Source organism: Streptomyces sp. NRRL S-1022 (assembly GCF_000720135.1).
Taxonomy (GTDB): domain Bacteria; phylum Actinomycetota; class Actinomycetes; order Streptomycetales; family Streptomycetaceae; genus Streptomyces.
In genome coordinates, this window is record NZ_JOIU01000038.1 from 16,096 (window position 1) to 42,520 (window position 26,425).

Sequence of the window (26,425 nt, forward strand, 5' to 3'; positions counted from 1 at the left end):
ATGTGTGGCATCGCAGGCACGTACCGGTGGCCGGACGGCAAGGCCGTGACCGACCGGCTCACCGGCATACTCGCCCACCGCGGTCCGGACGGGGCGGGCCGGTACAGCCACCCCGCCGGTGACGGCGAGGTGCAGCTCGGGCACCGCCGGCTGGCCATCATCGACCTGTCCGGGACCGGCGCCCAGCCGATGGCCTCGGACGGGCTCGTCCTGACGTACAACGGGGAGCTGTACAACGCGCCCGAGCTGCGTGCCGAACTGGCCGCCGCCGGGGTGCGCTTCCGCGGCACCTCCGACACCGAGGTGCTGCTGGAGGCCTGGCGGCGCTGGGGCACGGACTGCCTGCCCCGGCTGCGCGGCATGTTCGCGTTCGGCATCTTCGACGAGCGCACCGGTGAGCTGGTGCTCGCACGCGACCAGCTCGGCATCAAGCCGCTGTTCCTGCTCCGGCGCGGCGGGGGCCTGGTGTTCGCCTCCGAGCTCAAGGCGCTCGCCGCCGTGACCGGCGGGTCGCTGGAGGTGGACCATGCGGCGCTGGTGGCCTCGCTGCTGTACTACTGGGTGCCGGACACCCGGTGCGCGTACCGCGAGGCGGAGAAGCTGCCGCCGGGGAGCTGGCTGCGGTGCCGGCCCGACGGGCGGGTGGAACGCGGCCGGTTCTGGAACCTGAAGGACGTCGCCGCCGAGGGCCGGGAGCGGGCGCGGGCCGGCGAACAGCCGGACATCACCGCCGTCGTGGCGGATTCGACGCGGCGTCACCTGCTCTCCGACGTCCCCGTGGCGACCTTCCTGTCGGGCGGCCTCGACTCCAGCTACCTGACCGCGCTGGCGGCCCGCCGGCAACCGGGGATCTCCGCCTACACGATCGGGTTCCGCGCCGAGGACGCCAAATTCGAGGCGATGCCGGACGACCTGCGCTACGCCCGGCAGGTGGCCGAGCGGTTCGGCGTCGACCTGCACGAGATCGAGATCGCCCCGGACGTGCTCGACCTGCTGCCGCGGATGACGTACCACCTGGACGAGCCGATCGGTGACCCGGCCGCGATCAACACGTTCCTGATCTGCTCGGCCGCCCGGGAGGCCGGGGTCAAGGTGATGCTCTCGGGGATGGGCGCCGACGAGCTGTTCGCCGGCTACCGCAAGCACCTGGCCAATCTGATCGCGCTGCGCTACCAGCGCGTCCCGCGGCCCCTGCGGCGCGGGGTGTCCGCGGCCGTGGACCGGCTGCCGGTCGCCACGAGCCGCCGGGGGTACCGGTCGGTGCGCTTCGCCAAGCGGTTCCTCTCCTTCGCCGACCTGCCGGAGGAGACCGCGTTCCGGCGCAGCTACACCATGTACGACCGGGGCGAGCTGCTCGACCTGCTCGACCCGGACCTGGCCGGGACGGTCGAGGACGTGCTGACCGAGCACGCGGACACCTACCGGGACAACGACCTCGACGACTTCGTCAACCGCATGTGCCTGACCGACGCCCGGATGTTCCTGCCGGGCCTGAACCTCGCGTACACGGACCGGTCGAGCATGGCCGCGTCGACCGAGGTGCGGGTGCCGTACGTGGACGTCGAGGTGGTCAAGGCGGCGTTCGCCGTGCCCGGTGACCGGAAGATCGTCGGACGGCAGGGCAAGGCGGTGCTGAAGGAGGCGGCCGCCTCGGTGCTGCCCCGGGAGATCGTGTACCGGCCCAAGGGCCTGTTCAGCGCCCCGCTGCGTGCCTGGATGAGCCGGGATCTGGCTCCGCTGGTGCGTGAGGTGGTCGAGGACGGCGAGCTGGTCCGTTCCGGGTTCCTGCGGCGCGACGCGCTGGCGCGGCTCGTCGCCGAGGACGCCGCCGGGCAGCGGGACTTCTCCAAGCATCTGTGGCACGTGCTGACCCTTGAGTACTGGTATCGCAGCGCGACCTCCCGGTCCGGCCAGCACTCCCCCTCGACGGTGTAGAGACAGAGGACTTCAGGTGAAACAGGTAGTGCAGAACTACAAGAGCGGCGAGCTGGCGCTGCTCGACGTGCCGGTGCCGGGATGCAAGCCGGGAGGTGTGCTGGTCCGCAGCGCCTACTCGCTGATCTCCACCGGGACCGAGCTGATGAAGGTGTCCGAGGCCGGCATGTCGATGCTGGGCAAGGCCCGCTCCCGGCCGGACCAGGTGGCCAAGGTCGTGCAGAGCGTGGCCACCAACGGGGTGCCCGCCACCTACCGCAAGGTGATGGGCAAGCTGGACTCCTACACGCCGCTCGGCTACTCGCTGTGCGGGGTGGTCGAGCAGGTCGGCGCCGGGATCGAGGACGTGGCGGTCGGTGATCTGGTGGCCTGCGCCGGCAACGAGCACGCGCTGCACGCCGAGTTGAACTGGGTGCCGAAGAACCTCTACGCCCGGGTGCCGGACGGTCTCGCACCGCGGCACGCGGCCTTCGGCACCGTCGGGTCGATCGCGTTGCAGGGCGTCCGCCAGGGCGAGTCACGGCTCGGTGAAGTGGCGCTGGTCATCGGCCTGGGGCTGATCGGGCAGCTGGTGGTACAGCTGCTGGCCGCCTCCGGCGTCCGGGTCGTCGGGGCCGACCCGGACCCGGGGCGCTGCGAGCTGGCGGAGCGTCTGGGCGCGACGGCCTGCGGGGACCCCGGGTCCGCGGCCGTGGAGGCCTCCGTCGCCGAGCTGACCGGCGGTCACGGCGTGGACCAGGTGTACCTGGCCGCCGGCGGCGGCAGCAACCAGCCCGTCGAGCTGGCCGCCCGGCTCTGCCGGGACCGCGGCCGGGTCGTCGACATCGGCAAGTGCCGCCTGGACCTGCCGTGGAACGCGTACTACGAGAAGGAACTCGACGTCCGGTTCTCCCGCAGTTACGGCCCCGGGCGCTACGACCCCGAGTACGAACTGGAGGGACGGGACTACCCGATCGGCTACGTGCGCTGGACCGAGCGCCGCAACCTGGCGTGCTTCCTCGATCTCCTGGCCCGCGGCAGCGTCGACGTGGAGCCCCTGGTCTCGCACGTCGCCGACTTCGACGACGCCGTCGAGACCTACCAGCGTCTGAAGGACGGCGACCTGAAGGCCGTGGCGGTGCTGTTCCGCTATCCCGGGGCCGCGAAGACACCGGTGCGGACAGCGGCCCCGGCGGTGGCCGTGCCCGCGGTGCCGCAGCGCGGCACCCGGGTGCCCGCCAGGGCCGCCGGTACGCCGGTGCGCCTGGCGTTCGTCGGCGCGGGCAACTACGCGACGTCGATGCTGCTGCCGCACCTGGCACAGCGCGACGGCGTGCAGTTGTCGACCGTCGTCACCACGACGGCGCTGTCCGCGGCCAACGCGCAGCGCAAGTTCGGCTTCGCGCAGGCGACCACCGATCTGGACGCCGTGCTCGGCGACAAGTCCGTCGACGCGGTGTTCGTCGTCACCCGGCACAGCTCGCACGCCGAACTGACCCGGCAGGCACTGCTGGCCGGCAAGGCGGTGTTCGTGGAGAAGCCGCTGGCGCTCACCGAGGAGGAGCTGGCCGGCGTGCTCGCGGCGGTGGAGGAGTCCGGCAACGACCGGCTGCAGGTGGGCTTCAACCGCCGGTTCGCGCCGCTGCTGCGGGAGGCCCGGCAGCGGTTCGGGGCCCGGACCGGTCCGGCGAACCTGCGCTACCTGGTCAACGCGGGCCGGCTGGACCACGGCAGCTGGTACCTCCAGCAGGGCACCGAGGGCTCGCGGTTCGCCGGCGAGGGCGGACACTTCATCGACACGGCGAGCTGGCTGCTCGACGCCGACCCGGTCTCGGTGTACGCGGTCTCCTCCTCCGGCAACGAGGACCTGCAGGTCGTGCTGCGCTACCCGGACGGGTCCACCGCCACCATCGGCTACGTCACCAGCGGCCCGGCCGGATTCCCCAAGGAGACGCTGGACCTGGTCGCGGACGGCAAGGCGCTGCGGCTGGACGACTTCGTCCGCGCCGCCGTGTACGACGGCCGCCCCAAGCGGTGGGTCAGTCCGCGGCTGCCCAAGGCCCGGGACAAGGGCCAGTCCGCCGAGCTGGCCGCGTTCGTCAAGGCCGTGAGGACCGGCGGCCCGATGCCGGTGCCGCTCCAGTCGCTGGTCGCGACCACGGCGGCCACCCTCGCCGTGCAGGCCGGTCTGGCCGGCGGGGCGCCGGTGACGTTGGCGAGGACCCGATGACCGTGAGTGCGGGGAGTGCGGGCTGGTACCTCCGGCGGCTGTCCCGGATGGGACCGCGGGAGGTCGGCGGCCGGGTGGGCGACGCGGTGCGCAGGCGGCGGTGGCGGTCGGTGCGGCCGGACCGCCCGCGCGTGACCGGCGCCCGGTTCACCACGCCGCTGCCCGCGGGGACGGTGGCCGAGGTGCCGCCGGACGCCGTCAAACGGCTCGTCGCCGAGGCGGACCGGCTGATGTCCGGGCACGCCGAGTACTTCGGGGTGGTCCGCGACGACCTGGCCGACCCGGACTGGTGGTACGACCCGAAGACCGGGCGCCGCGCCCCGGGGGGTTACGCCTTCGACGTGCCGTACCGGGACGAGGACGCCGTCGGGGACGTCAAGCAGATCTGGGAGCTGTCCCGGCACCAGTACCTCACCGTGCTCGCGGCCGCCTACGCCGTCACCGGGGACGAGCGGTACGCCGAGCGCGTGGCCGGGCACCTGCGGTCCTGGTGGGCGGGCAACGCGCCGCTGCGCGGGGTGCACTGGACCAGCGGCATCGAGCTGGGCATCCGGCTGCTGTCCTGGGTGTGGATCCGCCGGCTCCTCGACGGCTGGCCGGGCGCGGCCGCCCTGTTCGAGGACAACCCGGTGGCGCTGCACCAGATCTGGCACCACCAGCGCTGGCTGGCCGCCTTCCCCAGCCGGGGATCCTCGGCGAACAACCACGTCATCGCCGAGGCCGCCGGGCAGTTCGCCGCGGCCTGCGCGTTCGGCTGGTTCCCCTCCTCGGCGCGTTGGCGGGCCGACGCGCTGCGGTCGCTGGAGCGGCACCTGCGCGGCAACACCTTCCCCTCGGGCCTCAACCGCGAGCTGGCCACCGAGTACCACGGACTCGTGCTGGAACTCGGCCTGGCCGCGGTGGCCGAGGCGGATGCCGCGGGCGTGCCGGTCCCCGCGTCGGTCCGGCTGGTGCTGCTGCGGATGACCGACGCGCTCGCGGCCGTCGTGGACGGCCGGCTCCGGCCGCCGCGACAGGGCGACGCGGACGACGGGCACGGTCTGGTCGTGGACGGCGCGGGCACCGACCGCTGGGGCTCGCTGCTGGCCACCGGGGACGCCGTGTTCGGCCGGCTCGCCTGGTGGCCGGCGGTGACCGGCACCGATGTGCGCACCCCGCTGCTGGCCGCGCTCGTCCGGCCGTACGCGAAGACCGGGACCGGACCGGCCGTGTCCCGCCCGGCGAGCCGGCCGGCGCACTTCGCCGACGCGGGGCTCACCATCCTGCGCGGCCCGGAGGAGATCTGGTGCCGCTGCGACGGCGGTCCGCACGGCTTCCTGTCCATCGCCGCGCACGCCCATGCCGACGCGCTGTCCATCGAGGTCCGGCACGACGGGGTCGACGTGCTCGCCGACCCGGGGACGTTCTGCTACCACGGGCAGCCCGAGTGGCGGCGGTACTTCCGGTCGACCCTTGGCCACAACACCCTGCAACTGGACGACGGGGACCAGTCCGTCTCCGGCGGCCCGTTCCTGTGGACCCGGCACGCCGGCAGCCGCGTCCTGGTCGCGGACACATCCGGCGCGGGCGTGGCCCGCTGGTGCGCCGAGCACGACGGTTACGCGCCCAGCGTGCACCGCCGCCGGGTGGAGCTGACGGCCGCGAGCCGGGAGCTGAGGGTGGTCGACGAGGTGTCCGGCCCGCGCCGGGCCGCGCGGCTGGCGTTCCACCTCGGGCCCGCGGTCACCGCGGACCTGACGGGCCACCGGGCCGTGCTCACCTGGACCCGGGACGGCGAGGACCGCTCCGCCGTGCTCGACCTGCCCGGGCAGCTGTCCTGGCGGGCGCACCGCGGCGAGACCGGCCCGCCACTGGGCTGGTACTCCGCCGGCTTCGGGCGCAGGGAACCCGCCACCACGCTGGTCGGCACCGGCTTCACCGACGGCGCGGAGGGGTTCACCACCGTGCTCGGGTTCCGCGGCTAGGGGGGGCGCGTGGGGATCAACAGACGGCACTGGGCGCGGGCGGCGGCACCGCTGGCGCTGGCCCTGCTGACGGTGACCGGCTGCGAGAGCACGCCGGGCGCCCGGGCTGCGGAGCCGGCCGCTGCGCCGTCCACGTCCGCGGCCCGGTCCGTGGCGCAGGTGTGCGCCGGCCCGGTGGCCGGGCCGGCGAAGGCGCCGGCGGGCGCGGTGACGGTGGACCCCTCGGTGGTCGGCGACCTGGCGGCGAAGACCAGGAGCAGGCCCCCGCACACCACGTTCTGGCTCCGGCCGGGCAAGCACAGGCTCGACCCCGACCGCTACGCGCAGGTCATCCCCAAGAAGGGGGACACCTACCTCGCCGCGCCGGGCGCGGTGCTCGACGGCCGGAGGAAGAACCAGTACGCGTTCGGGGGCACCGCCCGCGACGTCACCATCCGCTATCTGACCGTGCAGGGTTTCGTCGCGCCGCAGAACGAGGGCGTGGTCAACCACGACTCGGCCGACGGGTGGGTGATCGAGCACGCGACGATCCGGGACAACTCCGGTGCCGGGCTGATGGCCGGTGCCCGCCAGCAGGTCCGTGCCAGCTGTCTGCGCGACAACGGCCAGTACGGAATGAACGCGTACAAGACCGGCGGCCGTATCCGCGGTCTGGTGGTCGAGGGCAACGAGATCGCGGGGAACAACCGGGACGACTGGGAGCGGCGGCGGCCGGGCTGCGGCTGCACCGGGGGCGTCAAGTTCTGGGCCGTCGACGACGCCGACATCCGCGGCAACTGGGTGCACGGCAACCACGGGGCCGGGATGTGGGCGGACACCGACAACAACGACTTCCGCATCGAGGACAACGTGCTGGAGTCCAACGACGGTGCCGCGCTGATCTACGAGACCAGCTACAACGCGGTCATCCGGGACAACACGATCCGGCGGAACAACTGGGTGGAGGGCCGCCGGTACGCCGACCAGGGCGACAACTTCCCGTTCGCGACCGTCTACCTGTCCGAGTCCGGCGGCGAACCGCGGGTCCGGGCCCGCACCGACAAGATCGACATCTACCGCAACGTGCTGGAGGACAACTGGTCCGGGATCACCCTGTGGGAGAACGCCGACCGGTTCTGCAACAGCCCGGCCAACACCTCGTCCGGTGACTGCACGTTGCTGGTGAAGAACACCAAGCGCTGCGCACAGCCGGCGATCGCCAGGCCGCCGCTCTACTCCGACTGCCGGTGGAAGACCCAGCGGGTGGACATCCACGGCAACCGCTTCGTGCTGGACAAGTCGGTCGTCGGCTGCACGGTGAAGTGCGACCGCATGGCGGTGCTGGCCAACTACGGCACCTACCCGGACTGGTCGCCGTACAAGGGTGACCGGGTGGCCGCGGCGATCACCGGCAGGCAGCACAACCGCTGGCACGACAACGTCTACGTCGGGCCGTGGAAGTTCGTCGCCCACGACCCCAGCCGGGTCCTGGACTCCGGGCAGTGGCAGGGCACGCCGTACCGGCAGGACGCGGGCAGCACCTTCCGCGCAAGGGACGGTGGTTGAGATGCGCGCGGACCCCACGGCGAAGACCGTCGCGACGGTCTGGGGGCTGCTGGTCCTCAACACGCTCGGTTCCGCCGGGGCGAAGACCATCGTCCCGCTGCCCCGCTCCCTCATCCAGATGGTCACCATGGGCGCGCTGGTCGCCGCGTTCGCGCTGGCGCTCGCCCTGAACCTGCGGCTGCGCATCCGGGCGAGCGCCTTCCTGCTCCTGCTCACCCTGCTGCTGGCGCTGAGCGTGATCTCCAGCGTGCACCTGGAGTCCGGGTTCGGCGCGCTGTTCCGCTGCGCCCGGCTGGCCCTCTTCGTCGGCACGCTGTGGCTGCTCAGCCGCTGGTGGGACGGCAGCCCGACGTTCGTACGGCACCACATCCGGATGTACTTCGCGGTGCTGGGGTCGGTGGCCGCCGGCCTGGTCATCTCACCGGGCGCGGCCCTGCCCGACCTCTACGGCGGGCGGCTGGTCGGCGCGCTGTGGCCGCTGACGCCGCCGCAGATCGGGCAGTACGCGGCGGTGATCACCGGGCTCACCGTGCTGCTCGTCCTGGGCCGCCGGACCGACAAGGCCGGCGCGGCGGTCGTCATCGTGCCGTCGCTCGTCCTGCTCGCGCTGACCCATACCCGTACGGCCACGCTCGGCCTGCTCACCGGGCTGGCGCTGGCGATCGGCTCGCTCATCCTCACCAGCGCCGCGGCCCGCCGGTTCTTCACCTGGGCGGTGCTGTGCGTCGTGGTGGCCGGGGTGGGGTTCGCCTCCGCGCTCCAGGCGTGGTTCCTGCGCGGGCAGAGCAAGGAGAACTTCTCCAACCTCACCGGCCGGGCCAAGGTCTGGGACGCCCTGCTGGCCGCGCCCCGGTCGACGACGGAGCAGCTGTTCGGCGTGGGCCTGGGCGACAAGTCGTTCGGCGGGCTGCCGATCGACAACAGTTGGCTGGCCGTCTACAACGAGCAGGGCCTGATCGGTGTCGGCCTCGTCGCGGCGGTCATCATCGTGCTGGGCGGTGTCGCGCTGCTGCGGCCACCGTCCCTGGAACGGGCCTGTGCGATCTTCCTGATCAGCTACTGCGCGATCGCGTCGTACACCGAGGCCGGGCTGGGCGACGCCTCGCCGTACCTGCTGCATCTCACCGTGGCCGCCTCGCTGCTGGCGGCGCCCGCCGCGGCCGCTCCCCCGCCGGCGCCCGAAGTCCGCCGGCGGCGTGCCCCCCGGTGGGCCCAGACCTCGGAGGTGGCCTGAGCATGCACGTCCTCGTGGTGCACAACCGCTACGCCTCGGCGCAGCCGAGCGGGGAGAACAAGGTCGTCGACCAGGAGGTGGCGCTGCTGCGCGAGGCCGGCCACCGGGTGGAGGTGTTCGAGCGGCGCAGCGACGACATCGCCGGGCGGTCTCTGCTGGGCAAGGCCGCGCTGCCGCTGCTGGTGCCGTGGAACCCGGCGGTCCGCGCGGAGCTGGCCGCCCGGCTGCGCACCGAACGGCCGGACGTGGTGCACGTCCACAACGTCTTCCCGCTGTTGTCGCCGGCGGTGCTGGCCGCCTGCGCGGACGCCGGTGTGCCCACCGTCGCCACGCTGCACAACTACACCCAGATCTGTCCGCCCGGCACGCTGCAGCGGGACGGCCGGCCGTGCACCGAGTGCGTCGGGTCCGCGCCGTTGCCCGCCGTACGGCACGGCTGCTACCGCGGCTCCCGGCTGGCGACGGTGCCGCTCGCGGTCAGCCTGTCGGTCAACCGGCGGCGGTGGTGGTCCGGCGTGGAGCGGTTCCTCTGCATCTCCGCGGCGCAGCGCGCCGTCCTGGTACGGGCGGGCATGCCGGCCGAACGGCTGGCGGTGAAGCACAACTTCGTGCCGGAGCCGGGTGCCTGCCGGACCGGCGCCGGAGAGCACCTGCTGTATCTCGGCCGGCTCGCGGAGGCCAAGGGCGTGCGGCTGCTGATGGCCGCGTGGGACGAGATCGCCGCCGGCGGCGGTCTCGGCGTGCCGCTCGTGATCGCCGGGACGGGGCCGCTGGAGCGCGAGGTGGCGGCCTGGGCGGCGGGCCGGGACGACGTGCGCTACGCCGGCCTGTACGACACCGCTCAGTGCCGGCAGGCCGTCGCGCGGTCCGTCGCCGTGGTGGCGCCCTCGACATGGCTGGAGGCGTTCGGCCTGGTGGTCGTGGAGGCGATGGCGGCGGGGGTCCCGGTCGTCGCCGCCGGTCACGGCGCCTTCGTCGAACTCGTCGAGGAGGGGGTGACGGGGCTGCTGCACCGGCCGGGCGAGGCCGCCTCGCTGGCGTCGTGCCTGCGCCGGATCACGGACGGGCCGGACCGCAACCGGGAGATGGGGCAGGCGGCCCGGCGCCGTTACACACAGGACTTCAGCCCGGCCGTCGGGCTGGAGCGCCTGGTGGAGGAGTACCGCACCGCGATCGCGGGACGGTCAGCACTGGCTCGCGGCGGGGACACCCCCGCGAGCAGGGGGGATGGGGACGGAAGATGACACGATGCCGACTGTGCGGCTCGGAGGCGATGGCGAGCGTCGTCGATCTCGGGGCGACGCCACCGTGCGAGAGCTTTCTCGCCGCGGACCAGCTCGACCAGCCGGAACCGGCGTATCCGCTGCACCTGCGGGTCTGCACGGACTGCTGGCTGGCGCAGATCCCGCCGCTGATCACGCCGGAGGAGACCTTCGAGGAGTACGCGTACTTCTCCTCGTACTCGACCTCCTGGGTGGAGCACGCGCGCACGTTCGTCACGGACGCCGTGCGGCGGCTGGGTCTCGGCCCGGACGCCTTCGTGGTCGAGGTCGCCAGCAACGACGGGTACCTGCTCCGGCACGTGGTGGACCGCGGGATCCGCTGCCTCGGCATCGAGCCGTCGGTGAACGTCGGTGCCGCGGCGCGGGACGCGGGAGTGCCCACGCTCACGGAGTTCCTGAGCCCGGACACCGGCTCGGCCGTCCGCGCCGAACACGGCCCGGCGGACCTGGTCGTGGCCAACAACGTGTACGCGCACATCCCCGACGTGGTCGGGTTCACTCAGGGGCTGCGCGCCCTGGTCGCGGACGACGGCTGGGTCTCCGTCGAGGTGCAGCACCTGCTGACCCTGATCGAGGAGAACCAGTACGACACGATCTACCACGAGCACTTCCAGTACTACACGGTCGCCTCCGCGATCCGGGCGCTGGCGAGCGGCGGACTCGCGCTGGTGGACGTGGAGTTGCTGCCCACGCACGGCGGCTCCATCCGGCTGTGGGCCCGGCCCGCCGAGGTGGCCGGCGAGCCGACGCAGCGGGTGGCGGACGTGCTGGCCAGGGAGAAGGCCGCCGGGCTGCAGGAGCTGGCCGGGTACACCGAGTTCTCCGCCCGGGTCGCCAAGGTGCGCCGGGACCTGCTGCGGTTCCTGATCGAGGCGGCCGAGCGCGGCGAGACGGTCGTCGGCTACGGCGCCCCGGGCAAGGGCAACACCCTGCTCAACCACTGCGGCATCCGGCCGGACCTGCTCCCGTACACGGTCGACCGCAACCCCTACAAGCACGGCCGGTTCACGCCGGGCACCCGCATCCCGATCCTGTCGCCCGAGCGGATCGCCGCCGACCGGCCGGACTACGTCCTCGTGCTGCCGTGGAACCTGAGGGCGGAGCTGGTCGAGCAGCTGTCCTTCGTGCACGAGTGGGGCGGCCGGCTGGTCTTTCCCATCCCGGAACTGAGCGTCGTCGACGTCGCGTCGTGAAAGAGGTCACAGCATGAAGGTCGTTCTGTTCTGCGGCGGTTACGGGATGCGGATGCGCAACGGGGCCTCCGACGACGTGCCCAAGCCGATGGCGATGGTCGGCCCCCGGCCGCTGATCTGGCACGTCATGCGCTACTACGCGCACTTCGGGCACACGGAGTTCATCCTGTGCCTCGGCTACGGGGCGCACCACATCAAGGAGTTCTTCCTCAGCTACGAGGAGACGACGTCCAACGACTTCGTGCTGCGGGGCGGGCGGACCGAGCTGCTGTCCACCGACATCGCGGACTGGACGATCACGTTCGCGCAGACCGGCATCGAGTCGCCGATCGGGGAGCGGCTGCGCCGGGTGCGCCACCACCTGGACGGCGACGAGATGTTCCTCGCCAACTACGCCGACGTGCTCACCGACGCCCCGCTGCCGGAGATGATCGACCGGTTCGCCCGGCGCGACGCCGGCGCGTCGATGATGGTGGTGCCGCCGCAGTCCTCGTTCCACTGCGTGGACCTGGGCGAGGACGGCCTGGTGGGGGGCATCACCCCGGTGAGCGAACTGCCGCTGTGGGAGAACGGCGGCTACTTCGTGCTCCGCCAGGAGGTCTTCGACCACATACCGGAGGGCGGCGACCTGGTCGCCGACGGGTGCGCCCGGCTGGCCAAGCGCGGCCGGCTGGTGGCGCACCGGCACCGCGGCTTCTGGAAGCCGACCGACACCGTGAAGGAACGGGCCGCGCTCGACGACGCGTACGCCCGGGGCGACCGCCCCTGGGCCGTGTGGGAACGGGACGGCGCCGTGGCGAGGACCGCGTGATCCGGCTCGGGGCCGGGCCCCTGGACCGGATCGTCGCGGTGGGCGCGCACTGCGACGACATCGCCATCGGTGCCGGCGGCACGCTGCTGACGCTGTGCCTCGCCCGGCCGGGTGTCCGTGTCGACGCGCTGGTGCTCTCCGGCGGGGGCGGCGAACGGGAGCAGGAGGAGCGGGCCGCGCTCGCCGCCTTCTGCCCGGGTGCCGACCTGCGGCTGACCGTGCTCAAGCTGCCGGACGGCCGCCTGCCCGTGCACTGGGACGAGGCCAAGGCCGCGGTCGAGGAGCTGCGCGCCCGGAGCGAGCCGGACCTGATCCTGGCGCCGCGCACCGACGACGCGCACCAGGACCACCGCGGCCTGGCGCGGCTGATGCCGACCGCGTTCCGCGACCACCTCGTCCTCGGCTACGAGATCGTCAAGTGGGACGGCGATCTGGGCCGTCCGGCGGCGTACCAGCCGCTGTCGCCGGAGACCGCCGAACAGAAGGTGCGGCTGCTGCAGGAGCACTACCCCTCGCAGCGGCACCGGCCCTGGTACGACCGGGAGGCCTTCCTCGGGCTGGCCCGGATCCGGGGCATCGAATGCCACGCGCGCTACGCCGAGGCGTTCGCCGTCACCAAACTCACGCTCAACCTGGGGGGTTGAACCTTGCGCGTACTGCTGACCGGACACCAGGGCTATCTGGGTACCGTGATGGCCCCGGTCCTCAGGGCCGCCGGCCACGAAGTCGCCGGCCTGGACGCCGGCCTGTTCGCCGACTGCGTCCTCGGCCCGGCACCCGCCGACCCGCCGGGGCCGCGCGTGGACCTGCGCGACGTCACGGCCGAGCACGTGGCCGGGGTGGACGCCGTGATCCACCTGGCCGCGCTGTCCAACGACCCGCTGGGAGCGCTGGCGCCGGAGCTGACCTACGACATCAACCACCACGCGTCCGTGCGGCTGGCCCGGCTGGCCCGCGACGCCGGGGTGGGACGCTTCCTGTACGCGTCGACGTGCTCGGTGTACGGCGCCGCCGGCGGCGCCGGCCTGGTCGCGGAGGACGCCCCGCTGCGCCCGGTGACGCCGTACGCGGAGTCCAAGGTGCGGGTGGAGGACGATCTGCACGAGCTGGCCGACGGCGACTTCAGCCCGGTGTACATGCGCAACGCCACCGCCTTCGGCTACTCGCCCCGGCTGCGCGCCGACATCGTGCTGAACAACCTGGTGGGCCACGCCCTGTTGTCGGGAGAGGTGCTGGTGCTCTCCGACGGCACCCCCTGGCGCCCGCTGGTGCACGCCGCCGACATCGCCCGGGCCTTCACCGCCGCGCTGACCGCGCCGCGGGAAGCGGTGCACGACCGGGCGTTCAACATCGGCAGCGAGGCCAACAACGTCACGGTCGCCGAGATCGCCGAGCAGGTCGCCGAGGCGGTGCCCGGTTCCAAGGTGGTGATCACCGGGGAGACAGGTGCCGACCCGCGGTCGTACCGGGTGGACTTCTCCCGGTTCCGTGCCGCGGTGCCCGGCTTCGACTGCGAGTGGACGGTGAAGCAGGGCGCGGTCGAACTGGCCGAGGCCTACCGGACGCACGGCCTGACCCGGGAGGACTTCGACCGGCGCTTCACCCGGCTGGCCGTGCTGCGCGCCGCGTCCGACGCCGGCGCGGTGGACGGCACCCTGCGGTGGCGCCGATGACCACGGCCGGCGAAGAGATGTACGCACTGGTGGAGCGGCTCTACCCGCTGTGCCGGAGCATCACCGGCGACGGTGTGCGCGCCACCCTGGAGATCGTCGGCGAGTACGTGCCGCTGCGGGTGCACGAGGTGCCGACCGGGACCCAGGTGCTCGACTGGACGGTGCCGCAGGAGTGGAACATCCGGGACGCGTACATCGCCGACTCCGCCGGCCGGCGGGTCGTCGACTTCGCCGCGTCCAGTCTGCACGTGCTCGGCTACAGCGTGCCGGTGTCGGCGACCATGCCGCTGGCCGAGCTGCGCGCACACCTGTACACGCTGCCGGAGCACCCGTCCTGGGTGCCGTACCGCACCAGCTACTACCAGCCGGAGTGGGGATTCTGCCTGGCCCAGGAGACCCTGGACGCGCTGCCGGACGGCGAGTACGAGGTGCGCATCGACTCCACCCTCGCCGACGGCCACCTCACCTACGCCGAGCACGTGGTCCCCGGGCAGGTCCCGGACGAGGTGATCGTCTCCTGTCACGTCTGCCACCCGTCGCTGGCCAACGACAACCTGGCCGGCATCGCGGTGGCCACCTACCTGGCCCGTGCGCTGGCGGAGCGGACGCCCTACTACACCTACCGGTTCATCTTCGCGCCCGGCACCATCGGGGCGATCACCTGGCTGGCCCGCAACGCGGACCGGGTGGACCGGGTCCGGCACGGGCTCGTGCTGGCCTGCGCCGGGGACCCGGGTCAACTGACGTACAAGCAGAGCCGGCGCGGCGACGCGGAGATCGACCGGGTGATGCGGCACATCCTGGCCGCCTCCGAACGCCCGCACCGCGTCACCGAGTTCACTCCGTACGGCTACGACGAGCGGCAGTTCTGCTCGCCCGGCTTCGATCTCGGTGTGGGCTCGCTCAGCCGGACCCCGTACGCCGGCTACCCCGAGTACCACACGTCGGCGGACAACCTGGACTTCGTCTCCCCGGAGGCGATGGCGGACACCCTCGCCGTCTGCCGCGAGGCATTCGCCGTGCTCGACCGCAACCGGCGGTACGTCAACCTCAGCCCGTACGGCGAACCGCAGTTGGGCCGGCGCGGGCTGTACGACTCGCTCGGCGGCCGGAGCGACGCGAAGGAGGCCCAGATGGCCATGCTCTGGGTGCTCAGCCTCTCCGACGGCGAGCACGGTCTGCTGGACGTCGCCGAGCGGTCGGGGCTGCCGTTCGACACCGTCGCCGCCGCGGCCGGCGCCCTGCACGGCGCCGGGCTGATCAAGGCATGACGCCGGTGACCGCCCAGGACGAGAAGGCGACCGCACCGGCCGGGTCCGCCCGGCGGGCCCTCGCCGGCCGGCTCTCCTGGGGACTGGCCGACCAGGCGGCGTCCAGCATCAGCAACTTCGTGGTCGGCGCCTACGTGGCCCGCTCGCTGGGGGTGACCGCGTTCGGCGTGTTCAGCCTGGCCTGGGTGACGTACGGCGTGGTGCTCAACGTCTCCCGCGGGCTGGCCACCGACCCGCTCGTGGTGCGTTTCAGCGGCGTGCCGGACGCCTCCTGGCGCGGGGCGGTGGTCCGGTCGACGGGTACCGCGCTCTGCGTCGGCGCGGCCATCGGCACGGCTTGCCTGGTGGCCGGCCCGGCTCTCGGCGGCCGTGTGGGGCCCGCGTTCCTCTGCCTCGGTGTCACACTGCCGGGGCTGCTGCTCCAGGACGCCTGGCGGTTCTCGTTCTTCGCCGCCGGCGCCGGGCGCAAGGCGTTCGTCAACGACCTCGTGTGGGGCGTCGCGCTGGTCCCGGCCATGGTCCTGGCGGCCCGGGCGGGCAGCGTGGCCGCGTTCGTGCTCGCCTGGGGCGCGTCCGCCGCGGTGGCCGCCGCGTACGGCTGCCTCCAGTCCGGCCTGCGGCCCCGGGTGACCGGGGCGCGGGGGTGGCTCCGCGAGCAGCGTGATCTCGGCTACCGGTACCTGGTCGAGAACGTCAGCCTCAGCGGCGCCAGCCAGCTGCGGGCGTACGGTCTCGGCGCGATCGTCGGGGTCGGCGCGGTCGGCGCGGTGCGGGGCGCCGAGCTCCTGATGGGTCCGTTCCTCGCCGTGCTGATGGGGCTGTCGCTGGTCACCGTCCCGGAGGCGGCACGGGTGCTGCGGCAGGCCCCGCACCGCGTCGGCTCGTTCTGCCTCCTGCTGGGCGGCGGGCAGGCCGCGGCCGCGCTGCTGTGGGGCGGGGCGCTGCTGCTGCTGCCGCACCGGCTCGGCGAACTGGTGCTCGGCGACGTCTGGCACTCCGCCTCGCAGCTCATCGTGCCGATCACCCTCGGCGTCGCGGGCGCGGGCCTCGGCACCGGGGCGGCGGCCGGGCTGCGCGCGTTCGGCGCGGCCCGGCGCAGCCTGCGCTGCCAGCTGTTCGCCTCCGTCTGCTACGTCGGCGGCGGGCTGGGCGGGGCGGCCGCGGCCGGCGCGGTCGGCTCGGCCTGGGGCGTCGCCGCCGCGACCGTCAGCGGCTCGGCCGTGTGGTGGCTGCACCTGCGGTCCGCCCTGCGCGAGCACCGCCGGAACCCGATTCCCGAAGTGAGGACCGCATGACCGACCGACCCAGGCTGAGCATCGGCCTGCCCGTGTACAACGGCGAGGAGTACCTGGCCGAGTCCTTCGACGCCCTGCTCGGCCAGACGTACGAGGACTTCGAGCTGGTCGTCTCCGACAACGCCTCGACCGACGGGACCGAGGACATCTGCCGCCGGTACGCCGCGAAGGACTCCCGCATCCGCTACCTCCGGCTGCCTCGGAACATCGGCGCCACGCCGAACCACAACCATGTGTTCGCCGAGTCCCGCGGCGAGCTGTTCAAGTGGGCCTCGCACGACGACCTGTACGGCCGCGACCTGCTGGAGCGCTGTGTGGCGGCGCTGGACGAACGGCCCGACGTGATCCTCGCGCACACCGAGCAGGCGGTCGTCGACGGCGCCGGCCGGGTGAAGGTCCCCTACACGTACACGCTCGCCACCGACTCGCCGCACGCGCCGGAGCGCTTCCGCAGCCTGCTGTTCGAGCCCGGTGGCGACGACTTCTACGGGGTGATGCGGGCCGACGTGCTGCGCCGGGTGAAGCCGCTCGACAGCTACCACCACGCGGACCGCACGTTCGTCGCCGAGATCACCCTGCACGGGGCCTTCCACCAGGTGCCGGAACTGCTGTACTTCCGGCGCGACCACCCCACCCGCGCCGAGCGGGCGAACCCCTCCAAGCGCTCCCGGTGCGTCAACCTGGACCCGCGCCGGGCGGGCCCGCTGCACCCGACGCCCCGGCTGCTCGCCGAGTACGTCTGGGGTTTCGTCGCGGCGATCCGGCGGGCGCCGCTGTCCCCGGCCGACCGGCGCGCCTGCTACCGCCACCTGGGCGCGTGGATGACCAGCCGGGTCCGGCCCGGCGCCGGGGAACGGGTCGAGGACCGCGCCCCGGTCGACCCGGACGGCGTCACCGTGTCCGTGGACGCCCTGGTCGCCGGGCGTGAGGGGCGGCGGGCATGAGGGCCGCGGCACGGGTGGGGGTGTTCGGCCTGCTGGGCTCCGGAAACCTCGGCAACGACGGGTCGCTGGAGGCCGTGCTCGGGTACCTGCGCGCCGAGCACCCGGAGGCGGTCGTGGACGCGCTGTGCGGCGGGCCCGAGGCCGTCACGGCCCGGTTCGGGATCCCCGCCACGCGGCTGCACTGGAACCGCGCGGAGTACCGGACCGCGTCGCGTGCGGGCGCCATCGCGGCGAAGGGCCTCGGCAAGCTCGTCGACGCCTTCCGCACCGCCGCCTGGGTGCGCCGGCACGACGTGGTGATCGTGCCGGGCATGGGCGTCCTGGAGGCCACGCTGCCACTGCGGCCGTGGGGCTTCCCGTACGCGCTGTTCCTGCTCTGCGCGAGCGGCCGGCTGTTCGGCACCCGGGTCGCGCTGGTCAGCGTCGGCGCCGCCGAGATCGGCAACCGGCCGACCCGGGCCCTGGTGCGCTGGTCGGCGCGGCTGGCCGCGTACCGGTCCTACCGGGACGCCCAGTCCCGCGACGCGATGCGGGCGATGGGCGTGGACACCAGGCGCGACGAGGTCTACCCCGACCTCGCGTTCTCCCTGCCGACGCCGCCGGCCGGCGTCCCCTCGGATGCGCCCGGCCGGGTCTGCGTCGGTGTCATGGACTTCCGCGGCGGCAACGACGACCGCGCCCGGGCCGAGGAGATCCACCGGCGCTACCTCGACGGGACGATCCGGTTCGTCCGCGCGCTGGTGGAGGAGGGCAGGCCGGTCCGGCTGCTCACCGGCGACCGGTGTGACGCGCCGGTGGTCGCCGCGATCCTCGACGCGGTCGGCTCGCCGCTGGTCACCGCCGCCGGAACGGCCTCACTGACCGATCTGATGCACGAGACCGCGGCCGCCGACACCGTGGTGGCGATCCGCTACCACAACCTGATCTGCGCGCTGAAGACCGGCACACCGACGCTCGCCGTCACCTATGCGGCGAAGAGCGACGCGCTCATGGCCGGGATGGGGCTGGCCGCGTACTGCCACCCGGCGCGCGAGGTCGACGCCGACCGGCTGCTGGAGCAGTTCCGGGCGCTGGAGAAGCAGTCGGCCGAGCTGCGGCAGACCCTCGCCGAGCGGAACCGGGCCGCCGCCCGGCGACTCGACCACCAGTTCACCGCCCTGACCACCGCCCTGTTCCCGGCGGCCGGCCACGCCCACACCCTGCGGGAGGCTCCATGAAGGCGATCCAGGTTCCGGAGATCGACGGGGCCTACCTGTTCGAGCCGACGCCGTACACCGACGAACGCGGCTTCTTCTGCCGCACCTTCGACGCCGACGTGGTCCGCTCGGTGGGCCTCGACCCGGACGCCTTCGTCCAGGACAGCCTGTCCCGTTCGGTCCGGGGCGTGCTGCGCGGCCTGCACCTGCGCTCCGGCGCCGGCGAGGCCAAGCTGGTGCGGTGCTCGTACGGGAAGGTCTTCGACGTCGTCGTGGACCTGCGGCCGGACTCGCCGACCTACCTGGGCCGGGCCTTCTTCGAACTGTCCGGCGAGACGCAGGTGACCCTGTACATCCCGGCGGGCTGCGCGCACGGCTTCCAGGCGCTCACCGACACCGCCGACACCTCCTACCGGATCGACCGGCCGCACGATCCGGCCGAGGACGTGACGATCGCCTACGACGACCCGCAGCTCGCCGTTCCCTGGCCGCTGCCGGTCAGCTCGATGTCCCAGCGGGACCGGGAGGCGCCGAGCCTCGCCGCGGTCCTGGAACACCGGAAAGGATGAAGTCGGCTTGGACACTGGAGAGTTCCACCTGCCCCGGTCGCGGGCAGCGAACGAACGACTGCACAGCCTGGTCCCCGGCGGCGCGCACACCTACGCCAAGGGGGACGACCAGTACCCCGAGAACCTGGCCCCGGTCATCAGCCACGGCCGCGGTTCCCACGTGTGGGACGTCGACGGCAACCGCTACGTCGAGTACGGCTCCGGCCTGCGCTCCGTCAGCCTCGGCCACGCCCACCCCCGCGTGACCGAGGCGGTGCGGCGCGAACTCGACCGCGGCAGCAACTTCGTCCGGCCGTCCGTCGTGGAGCTGGAGGCCGCGGAACGCTTCCTGGCCACGGTGCCGACCGCCGAGATGGTGAAGTTCGCCAAGAACGGCTCCGACGCCACCACCGCCGCGGTGCGCCTCGCCCGCGCCGCCACCGGGCGCCCGCGGGTGGCCCTCTGCGCCGACCACCCGTTCTTCTCCGTCGACGACTGGTTCATCGGCACCACGCCGATGTCCGCCGGGATCCCCGAGTCGGCCAGTGAGCTGACCGTGACCTTCCCCTACGGCGACCTGGCCGCCACGGAGGAGCTGCTCAGCCGCTACCAGGACGAGGTCGCCTGCCTGATCCTGGAACCCGCCACCCACACCGAGCCGCCGCCCGGGTACCTCGCCGGGCTGCGCGAGCTGGCCGACCGGCACGGCTGCGTCCTGGTCTTCGACGAGATGATCACCGGTTTCCGCTGGTCGGAGGCGGGCGCCCAGGGCCTGTACGGCGTCGTCCCCGACCTCTCCACGTTCGGCAAGGCGCTGGGCAACGGCTTCGCCGTGTCCGCGCTGGCCGGGCGCCGCGAGCTGATGGAGCTGGGCGGGCTGCGGCACTCCGGCGACCGGGTCTTCCTGCTGTCCACCACCCACGGGGCGGAGACGCACTCCCTGGCAGCCGCGATGGCCGTGTTCGCCGCCTACACCGAGGAGGGCGTCACCGCGCGGCTGCACGCCCTCGGCGAGCGGCTGGCCGACGGTGTCCGCCAGGCCGCGACCGCCATGGGCGTCGGCGAGCACCTCGTCGTCCGGGGCCGGGCCAGCAACCTCGTCTTCGCCACCCTCGACGAGAACCGGCAGCCGTCGCAGCAGTACCGCACCCTGTTCCTGCGCCGGCTCCTCATGGGCGGGGTGCTGGCCCCGTCGTTCGTGGTGAGCAGCGCGCTGACCGACGCCGACATCGAGCACACCGTCGACGTGGTGGCCCAGGCGTGCGCGGTGTACCGGAAGGCACTGGACGCCGCCGACCCCACCCCGTGGCTGTCCGGACGGCCGGTGAAGCCGGTGTTCCGCCGGCTGGCGTGACGGGGAGACGTGAGGTGACGGGGTGTCAGCGGCGCTCCGGGCGACGGGCGTCGGCCGTCCGGGCCGTCAGCCGGCCGGCCGTCCGGTCCACCAGCCACGCGGTCACCGGTGTCACCGCCAGCGCGGTGCACCAGCCGCCGAGCGCGTCGGTCGGGTAGTGCGCGCCCAGGGCGACCTGCGCCCAGCCCATGGCGGCGCCGGCCACCAGCGCCGCGGCGAGCACCAGGAGTGTGCCGGCCGCCCCGCCGAGGCCGAGCCGGTGCGTGGCGAGGAGCGCCGCCATGACCGCGAGCGCGGTGAGGAAGGCGGTGTGCCCGCTCGGATAGGACAGGTTGCCGGCGCCGTGGATGGTGCGTCCCACCACGTGTTTGAGCAGCGTCGCCGTCCCCACGGTGGCGCCGACGCCGGCCACGACGAGCACCGCCGCGCGAGGACGCCGTAGCAGCAGGCAGACCGTCACGACGGCCACGACGAGCAACGTCGATCCGGCGGGCTCGCCCAGGAAGTCCAGGGCCAGGGCGAGGTGCCGCCACGGCGGACCGGCACCGTCCACCGCCGCCGCGATCCGCGCGTCCACCCTGCCGGGCATGCCGTCGCCGGCGTACCGGACTCCGAGCACGACGACCATCAGCGCGGCGAGCGCCGCGACCGTTCCGAGTCCCCGCCCGCTCCTCCCCACCAGGGAGCCCCCCGTCGCGTCCGGCCGGCATCAGTGATCCGCCCGCCACCTTAGCCAACCGGCAGGCGGCGAATCACCTGTACCCGACCTTGCGTGGGGTTCCCCACAATGTGCCCATTTCTGGACAGAGGTATGTCTATAAGTGGTTTTATGGCTGGTCGCACTCCTGTGGCGATCGGCGCGGGAATGCACACGACCAGCGACGACATGGGAGAAGCACTTGACCACGCGGAGTAAACGACGCACCGGACTGGTCGCTGCGGCCGGCGTACTCGGCGGCGTCCTCTCGGTCACGGCCCTCGGCGGTACGAGCAACGCCGCCGACAACGGCAACGGCCACGGCGACAAGGCCGGGAACAGCTCGGCGGCGCAGGAAGCCTCCGACGCCCGGATAACGATCACGCCCGGGCAGGGCGCCTACGGCGTCGGGACCGACGCCCCGGTCGGTGTCACCGTCGGCGACGGCAAGCTCACCCAGGTGACCATGACCGCCGTCGCGACCGGCACCGAGGTCCCGGGCACGCTGTCCGCGGACGGCACCTCCTGGAAGCCGGACGGCCGGCTGAAGCCTGCCACCAAGTACCAGATCGCCGCCGAGGCCGACGACGCCAAGGGCCGTTCCGCCTCCGGGAACGCCACGATCACCACGGTCTCCCCGGCCAACGACTTCATCGGGCACGTCTCCCCCGCGAACGGCTCGACCGTCGGCGTGGGCATGCCGGTGACGGTCACCTTCGACAAGGCGGTCACCTACAAGGCCGCCGTGGAGTCGGAGATCCAGGTCAGCTCCAGCAGCGGCCAGCGGGTCGTCGGTCACTGGTTCGGCGACCACCGCCTGGACTTCCGTCCCGAGACCTACTGGAAGTCCGGCTCCACGGTCACCGTCACGCTCAGCCGACAGCAGGGCGTCCACAAGACGGTCACCTTCAAGATCGGCCGCAGCCAGATCAGCACCGTCGACGCGAAGACGAAGCGGATGACCGTCGTCCGGGACGGCAAGACGATCAAGAACATCCCGATCTCGTCGGGCAGCAGCGAGCACCCGACGTACAACGGGCGGATGGTGATCTCCGAGAAGTTCCGGCAGATCCACATGAACGGTGCGAGCGTCGGCCTCACGGAGAAGGACGGCAAGCCCTCCTACGACATCAAGGCCGTACCGCACGCCATGCGCCTGACCGACTCGGGCACCTTCATCCACGGCAACTACTGGGGTGCCGACTCCGTCTTCGGCAAGGCCAACACCAGCCACGGCTGCGTGGGCCTGAAGGACGTCCGCGGCGGCGGCGACGCCAGGAAGCCCGCCGCGTGGTTCTTCGACCACTCGATGATCGGCGACGTCGTGACCGTGAAGAACTCCGACGACACGACCACGCCGGCCCCGGACAACGGCCTCAGCGACTGGAACATGCCGTGGAGCGAGTGGGTCGCGGGCAGCCCGGCCGGCTGACGCCACGCCGACGCACCTGCCCCGACGCGTCCGGCGGCTCCTGGGGTCAGTCCAGCAGCCGGCGCCAGATGCGGGTGCGGTGCAGCAGGTACAGGGAGCCCAGCAGGACGACGGCCTGCAGCCCGATCGCGAGCAGCCAGAATTCGTCCCTGGTCTCCAGCCTGTTCGTCAGGAACGTGAAGTTCATGCCGAAGAACCCGGTGAGGAACGACAGCGGCAGGAAGATCACCGACACGATCGCCAGCCGGTTGAGCACGCCGTTCTGCTCGCCCGCGACGAGCGAGGAGTAGCTGGCGAAGGCCCGGCGGGTGGCGTCCTGGAAGGACTCGATGTCGGCGAGCACCATCCGTCCGGCGGTCTGGAACTCCCGGGCGTAGCGTTGCCGCTCCTCGGGGAAGGAAGGGTTCATCATCCGGCGGGTGAGGACGGCGTCGGTCGCCTGGAGGTAGGGCAGCAGGGCGTGGTGCAGCTGCGCGGAGCGCCTTCGCAGCTGCGCCAGCAGATAGATCTGCTGCGGGTGGCGGTCCTCGAACATCTCGTCCTCAAGCTCCTCGGTCCGCAGCAGGCTGTGCACGGCGGCCTGCCGGAAGGTGTCCAGGGCCTCCTGGAGCAGGAGGAAGAACATGGTCACCGCGTCGGCCGGCCGGTCGTGCCGCAGCGCCGCGGTGACGCTCCGCGCGAGGCCCGCCTGGCCGCGGTGCGCGGTGACCAGGATCCGTTCGGTCACCACCGCGTGGACGTGGTCGATCTCCTCGCCGTGCACCACCGGCACCACGAAGCCGGCCCGCTCCCCCAGGAAGTCGGCCCGCACGGGCTCGCCGAACCTGCCGAACCAGTCCAGTTCCTCCGCGTCGAGACCCAGTTGCTCGGCGAGCGGTGGGTTCCGCTCCGGCGCGTCCCGGGGCAGCTCGACGTCGACGAGCAGGAAGGGCTCCACGGCCATCCGCTCCCGGGCCCCCGCGACGTCCGTGCGGATGACGGTCGCCTCCGGCATCAACACCACCGTTACGATCATCGCCCTCGCCATCCGTCCCGGAACCCCTGGCTCCGAGCATCGGCGCGCGGCGGCGTTCACGCATCCCTGGCCACTCGCGCGCACCGGCAAAGGCCCGCCGAACGGATGACAGGGCCCGGCAGCGCCTCATCGGCTTCGTCCCGCCCGGCTCACCGCAGCAGGCCCGGTTCCCGGCACCACCGCTCCGGCACGGCCGCCCCGTGCCGGGGCGGTTGTGCCGCACTCGCTGCGGGTTGATTCTTGAGGAAGGGGAGGGCGTGTGCCAGGCACCGGGGCTCGCGAGAACGGACGTGAGATGAAGACACCATCGAACGGGCCCAGGGCCGATGGCCTTGTCGACCCGTTGAGGGTCACCCGGGCCGCCACCGTCATACTGGATCACCGCGGAGTGGTGACCGGCTGGAGTCCGGAGGCCGATCGGCTGCTCGGCTACCGGGCGCAGGAGATGCTCGGCCGTCCGGTCGACGCCGTGTCGGCGCGGGCCGCCTCGGATGAGGACGAAGGTTGGCTCAGCCCGCACAATCCCTCCCCTCGCGTCCGTGAGGTCACCCTGCGTCACCGTTCCGGGCGTCTGGTGCGGGTGGCCGCCGAGTGCCGCGGCCTTCCCGACACGGTCGCGGGCCCGGCGACCCTGCTGCTGCTGACGGATGCCGAGCTACTCGCGGAGTGGCAGCTGCAGCAGGCGATGCTGCACGGCATGGCGACGCAGTCTCCCGTCGGCCTGACGATCTACGACACCGATCTGCGCGTCGCATGGGCCAACCACGCGGCCCGGCAGGAGCTGCCCGGGCCCTTCGCGCAGTATCTGGGACGCCGCGAGGACGAGCTGTACCCGGGTAGCCAGGTGCTCTCCGCACTGCACCCGCCCTCCGTCACCCAGGTGATGCGCAAAGTGCTCGACACGGGGCGGACCGTCGTGGACCTGCACTACCGGGGCTGCCCCCCGTCGGATCCCGGCCGGGAACACGTGTGGTCGCTCTCCTACTACCGGCTGCAGGACGAGGAGGGACGGCCGCTGGGGGTCTGCGAGGAATCCGTGGACGTCACCGACCTGTACCGGGCCCAGCGGCGGCTGGACCTGCTGAACGAGGCCGGTTCCGTGATCGGCAGCACGCTGGACCTCGAACACACGGTGTGGGAACTGGCCGAGGTCCTGGTGCCACGGGTCGCCGACTTCATCGCCGTGGACCTGATGGGCGCCGTACTGGCCGGCAGGGAACCCGACACCGGGGGCCCCGGCAGATCCGGCGACCTGCGCCGGGTCGTGCACCGCTCGGTCCGGGAGGACCTGCCCGAAGCCGTCGTCGTACCGGGGGAACGGGCCGACTACCCCGAAGGCTCACCGCAGTGGCAGTGCCTGGCGACCGGGGCGCCGGTACTGAACGCCGCGCTCAAGTCGGCCGGCCCCTGGCTGCTCGACGACCCCGTACGCAGTGCGCGCATGCACAAGCTGGGCATCCATTCCCACATGGTGGTTCCGCTCCGGGCCCGGGGAGTCACCATGGGCGTGGCCACCCTCATGCGCTGGCGTGATCCGCTCGCCTTCGTCCCCGAAGACCTGCTGCTCGTGGAGGAACTGGCGGGACGTGCCGCCATCTGCATCGACAACGCACGCCGGTTCCACCGCGAGCACAGGTCCGCACTCACCCTGCAGCGAAGCCTGCTGCCGTCCAGGCTGCCCGCGCATTCGGCGGTGGAGGCGGCCTACCGGTACCTGCCCGCGGACACCGAGGCGGGCGTGGGCGGCGACTGGTTCGATGTGCTGCCCCTTGCCTGCGGCCGCGTGGGCCTGGTCGTCGGCGACGTCGTCGGCCACGGCATCCGTGCCGCGGCCACCATGGGACGCCTGCGTACCGCGGTGCACACCCTGGCCGACCTCGACCCGGCGCCGGAGGAACTGCTCTCCCACCTCGACGACCTGGTCAGCCGCCTGGCCGACGAGGCGGAGGAAGCGCATCCGTCGGGAGTCGAGGGCGTGGTCGGCGCCACCTGCCTGTACGGCGTCTACGACCCCGTCACCCGCCGTGCCACCTTCGCCCGCGCGGGCCAGCCGCCCCCGGCTCTGGCCCACCTGGAGCAGCCGGTGGAGTTCCTCGGCATTCCGGCCGGCCCGCCCCTGGGCATGGGCTGGCTGCCGTTCGAGTCGGCTGAAGTGGACATTCCGCCGGGCTCGGTCCTGGCCCTCTACACCGACGGCCTGCTGACGGCTTCCGACGGCGACACGGACACCGGGCTGGAGCGGCTCAGCTTCGCCCTCGCTCACCCCGACCGTCCCCTGGAGGACATCTGCGACACCGTGGAGCGCGTCCTGCTGCCCGACCGCCCCCGCGACGACGTCGCCTTCCTCGTCGCCCGGCCCCGCCCGCTGGCCCCCGAGAACGTCGCCACGTGGGACCTGGCCTTCCAGGCGACGTCCGTGCGAAGGGCCCGCGTGCTGACCGACGAGCGCCTCGCCCAGTGGCAGCTGGACGAACTGGCCTTCTCCGCGGAACTGATCGTCAGCGAACTGGTCACGAACGCCATCCGGCACGCGTGCGGCCCCGTCGAGCTCCGCCTCATCCGCACCGAGACCCGGCTCGTCTGCGCGGTGTCCGACCACAGCAGTACCTCCCCCCACCTGCGTCGGGCCACGGCCGGCGAGGAAGGGGGCCGCGGTCTGTTCCTGGTGGCCCAGATCGCCCTGCGCTGGGGGACCCGCTACACCCACGACGGCAAGATCATCTGGGCGGAGCTGCCCCTGCCGGGCCCGTGAGCCGATACGGGGTGGTTTACCCCATGTGATGGTTTACCGCGCATCAGGCGCGGCACTCGGGCGCCACGGGCGAC

20 protein-coding genes are annotated in these 26,425 nt (G+C 72.9%); 18 read left to right on the forward strand and 2 right to left on the reverse strand.

The window, feature by feature from the left end; all coding sequences use genetic code 11:
- The 16 genes from asnB to IG05_RS0137420 are packed head-to-tail and all read left to right on the forward strand — an operon-like array spanning position 1 to position 20,455.
- On the forward strand, positions 1 to 1,935 hold the full coding sequence (gene asnB, locus IG05_RS0137345; protein ID WP_030348562.1) for an asparagine synthase (glutamine-hydrolyzing): 1,935 nt from the start codon (positions 1 to 3) through the stop codon (positions 1,933 to 1,935).
- A 16-nt stretch (positions 1,936 to 1,951) separates the two neighbouring features.
- On the forward strand, positions 1,952 to 4,144 hold the full coding sequence (locus tag IG05_RS0137350) for a bi-domain-containing oxidoreductase (RefSeq protein WP_030348563.1): 2,193 nt from the start codon (positions 1,952 to 1,954) through the stop codon (positions 4,142 to 4,144).
- Positions 4,141 to 6,108, forward strand: a complete 1,968-nt coding sequence (locus IG05_RS0137355) for an alginate lyase family protein (protein ID WP_030348564.1) — start codon at positions 4,141 to 4,143, stop codon at positions 6,106 to 6,108. Before IG05_RS0137350 ends, IG05_RS0137355 begins: the two co-directional genes overlap by 4 nt.
- Positions 6,109 to 6,117: 9 nt before the next feature.
- A complete protein-coding gene (locus IG05_RS0137360) occupies positions 6,118 to 7,653 on the forward strand; it encodes a right-handed parallel beta-helix repeat-containing protein (protein ID WP_030348565.1) in 1,536 nt (511 codons plus the stop codon).
- 1 nt (position 7,654) lies between these two features.
- On the forward strand, positions 7,655 to 8,887 hold the full coding sequence (locus IG05_RS0137365; protein WP_030348566.1) for a membrane protein: 1,233 nt from the start codon (positions 7,655 to 7,657) through the stop codon (positions 8,885 to 8,887).
- A gap of 2 nt (positions 8,888 to 8,889) precedes the next feature.
- A complete protein-coding gene (locus IG05_RS0137370; protein ID WP_030348567.1) occupies positions 8,890 to 10,131 on the forward strand; it encodes a glycosyltransferase in 1,242 nt (413 codons plus the stop codon).
- Positions 10,128 to 11,363: a class I SAM-dependent methyltransferase gene (locus IG05_RS0137375; RefSeq protein WP_030348568.1), complete on the forward strand. Its 1,236-nt coding sequence runs from the start codon at positions 10,128 to 10,130 to the stop codon at positions 11,361 to 11,363. The genes IG05_RS0137370 and IG05_RS0137375 overlap by 4 nt, the downstream gene beginning before the upstream one ends.
- 13 nt (positions 11,364 to 11,376) lie before the next feature.
- Positions 11,377 to 12,174, forward strand: a complete 798-nt coding sequence (locus tag IG05_RS0137380) for a glucose-1-phosphate cytidylyltransferase (RefSeq protein WP_030348569.1) — start codon at positions 11,377 to 11,379, stop codon at positions 12,172 to 12,174.
- Positions 12,171 to 12,818: a PIG-L deacetylase family protein gene (locus IG05_RS0137385; RefSeq protein ID WP_030348570.1), complete on the forward strand. Its 648-nt coding sequence runs from the start codon at positions 12,171 to 12,173 to the stop codon at positions 12,816 to 12,818. Before IG05_RS0137380 ends, IG05_RS0137385 begins: the two co-directional genes overlap by 4 nt.
- Positions 12,819 to 12,821: 3 nt before the next feature.
- Positions 12,822 to 13,847 (forward strand): NAD-dependent epimerase/dehydratase family protein, encoded by a 1,026-nt coding sequence (locus IG05_RS0137390; protein ID WP_030348571.1) that lies wholly within the window; start codon positions 12,822 to 12,824, stop codon positions 13,845 to 13,847.
- Complete coding sequence (locus IG05_RS0137395) at positions 13,835 to 15,118, forward strand: DUF4910 domain-containing protein (RefSeq protein WP_030348572.1); 1,284 nt, start codon at positions 13,835 to 13,837, stop codon at positions 15,116 to 15,118. Before IG05_RS0137390 ends, IG05_RS0137395 begins: the two co-directional genes overlap by 13 nt.
- Positions 15,115 to 16,413, forward strand: coding sequence for a membrane protein (locus IG05_RS0137400; protein WP_030348573.1), 1,299 nt, complete (start codon positions 15,115 to 15,117; stop codon positions 16,411 to 16,413). The genes IG05_RS0137395 and IG05_RS0137400 overlap by 4 nt, the downstream gene beginning before the upstream one ends.
- Positions 16,410 to 17,357, forward strand: a complete 948-nt coding sequence (locus tag IG05_RS0137405; protein ID WP_030348574.1) for a glycosyltransferase family 2 protein — start codon at positions 16,410 to 16,412, stop codon at positions 17,355 to 17,357. The genes IG05_RS0137400 and IG05_RS0137405 overlap by 4 nt, the downstream gene beginning before the upstream one ends.
- Entirely contained in the window at positions 17,354 to 18,574 is a 1,221-nt protein-coding gene (locus IG05_RS0137410) for a polysaccharide pyruvyl transferase family protein (protein ID WP_030348575.1), read from the forward strand. The genes IG05_RS0137405 and IG05_RS0137410 overlap by 4 nt, the downstream gene beginning before the upstream one ends.
- Positions 18,571 to 19,122, forward strand: a complete 552-nt coding sequence (gene rfbC, locus IG05_RS0137415) for a dTDP-4-dehydrorhamnose 3,5-epimerase (protein ID WP_030348576.1) — start codon at positions 18,571 to 18,573, stop codon at positions 19,120 to 19,122. Before IG05_RS0137410 ends, rfbC begins: the two co-directional genes overlap by 4 nt.
- A gap of 7 nt (positions 19,123 to 19,129) precedes the next feature.
- Positions 19,130 to 20,455: a glutamate-1-semialdehyde 2,1-aminomutase gene (locus IG05_RS0137420; protein WP_030348577.1), complete on the forward strand. Its 1,326-nt coding sequence runs from the start codon at positions 19,130 to 19,132 to the stop codon at positions 20,453 to 20,455.
- A gap of 25 nt (positions 20,456 to 20,480) precedes the next feature.
- Here IG05_RS0137420 and IG05_RS0137425 read toward each other — a convergent pair whose 3' ends face one another.
- Complete coding sequence (locus IG05_RS0137425; protein WP_078894773.1) at positions 20,481 to 21,083, reverse strand: phosphatase PAP2 family protein; 603 nt, start codon at positions 21,081 to 21,083, stop codon at positions 20,481 to 20,483.
- Between the two features lie 271 nt (positions 21,084 to 21,354).
- Between IG05_RS0137425 and IG05_RS0137430 the strand changes: the two genes are divergently transcribed.
- The gene (locus IG05_RS0137430; RefSeq protein WP_030348579.1) at positions 21,355 to 22,584 is read left to right on the forward strand and encodes a L,D-transpeptidase; all 1,230 of its coding nucleotides are present in this window, start codon (positions 21,355 to 21,357) and stop codon (positions 22,582 to 22,584) included.
- Positions 22,585 to 22,630: 46 nt separating this feature from the next.
- Here the strand turns inward: IG05_RS0137430 and IG05_RS0137435 are convergent, their stop codons facing one another.
- Positions 22,631 to 23,578, reverse strand: coding sequence for a CorA family divalent cation transporter (locus IG05_RS0137435; protein WP_030348580.1), 948 nt, complete (start codon positions 23,576 to 23,578; stop codon positions 22,631 to 22,633).
- A 316-nt stretch (positions 23,579 to 23,894) separates the two neighbouring features.
- Here IG05_RS0137435 and IG05_RS0137440 point away from each other — a divergent pair, with 316 nt between their 5' ends.
- The gene (locus IG05_RS0137440) at positions 23,895 to 26,351 is read left to right on the forward strand and encodes a SpoIIE family protein phosphatase (protein ID WP_051790661.1); all 2,457 of its coding nucleotides are present in this window, start codon (positions 23,895 to 23,897) and stop codon (positions 26,349 to 26,351) included.
- The last annotated feature ends 74 nt before the right edge of the window (positions 26,352 to 26,425 follow it).

Coding starts and splice junctions, on each gene's coding strand:
- asnB (WP_030348562.1), top strand. CDS start 1: ATGTGTGGCATCGCAGGCACGTACCGGTGGCCGGACGGCAAGGCCGTG.
- IG05_RS0137355 (WP_030348564.1), top strand. CDS start 4,141: ATGACCGTGAGTGCGGGGAGTGCGGGCTGGTACCTCCGGCGGCTGTCC.
- IG05_RS0137365 (WP_030348566.1), top strand. CDS start 7,655: ATGCGCGCGGACCCCACGGCGAAGACCGTCGCGACGGTCTGGGGGCTG.
- IG05_RS0137370 (WP_030348567.1), top strand. CDS start 8,890: ATGCACGTCCTCGTGGTGCACAACCGCTACGCCTCGGCGCAGCCGAGC.
- IG05_RS0137375 (WP_030348568.1), top strand. CDS start 10,128: ATGACACGATGCCGACTGTGCGGCTCGGAGGCGATGGCGAGCGTCGTC.
- IG05_RS0137380 (WP_030348569.1), top strand. CDS start 11,377: ATGAAGGTCGTTCTGTTCTGCGGCGGTTACGGGATGCGGATGCGCAAC.
- IG05_RS0137400 (WP_030348573.1), top strand. CDS start 15,115: ATGACGCCGGTGACCGCCCAGGACGAGAAGGCGACCGCACCGGCCGGG.
- IG05_RS0137405 (WP_030348574.1), top strand. CDS start 16,410: ATGACCGACCGACCCAGGCTGAGCATCGGCCTGCCCGTGTACAACGGC.
- IG05_RS0137410 (WP_030348575.1), top strand. CDS start 17,354: ATGAGGGCCGCGGCACGGGTGGGGGTGTTCGGCCTGCTGGGCTCCGGA.
- rfbC (WP_030348576.1), top strand. CDS start 18,571: ATGAAGGCGATCCAGGTTCCGGAGATCGACGGGGCCTACCTGTTCGAG.
- IG05_RS0137425 (WP_078894773.1), bottom strand. CDS start 21,083: ATGGTCGTCGTGCTCGGAGTCCGGTACGCCGGCGACGGCATGCCCGGC.
- IG05_RS0137435 (WP_030348580.1), bottom strand. CDS start 23,578: ATGCCGGAGGCGACCGTCATCCGCACGGACGTCGCGGGGGCCCGGGAG.
- IG05_RS0137440 (WP_051790661.1), top strand. CDS start 23,895: ATGAAGACACCATCGAACGGGCCCAGGGCCGATGGCCTTGTCGACCCG.